General features: G+C 57.7%; 1 protein-coding gene. It reads right to left on the minus strand.

Annotated elements, in window-relative coordinates; all coding sequences use genetic code 11:
* Positions 1-19: 19 nt before the first annotated feature.
* The coding region (locus tag SB753_RS37855; RefSeq protein WP_410805261.1) for a hypothetical protein at positions 20-267 on the minus strand (248 nt) is incomplete at its 5' end.

Genomic DNA, 267 nt, shown 5'->3' on the forward strand with positions numbered 1-267 from the left:
GATGGCTATCCTCACGGACTTACAGAACCAGTTCAGGCGAGGGGGATGGAAACCGTTTCACTCGTCGACCAATCGCCCGATCGAAGACACGCAGACGGCGCGCGATGCAATTCGGGCGTGCCACGCGCCAACGACACGATGGCAGGCCGACAACAAGTATCAGGTTTCCCTCAATATCCGATGCTTTCGGACGGACGACCGGCCAAACGACGAGCGCTACCTGATTACCCTCGACCTTAGTTTTCCGTTGCTCGAAGATAACGCCGG

This window comes from Paraburkholderia sp. SIMBA_053, from assembly GCF_046534895.1.
Classification (GTDB): domain Bacteria; phylum Pseudomonadota; class Gammaproteobacteria; order Burkholderiales; family Burkholderiaceae; genus Paraburkholderia; species Paraburkholderia caledonica.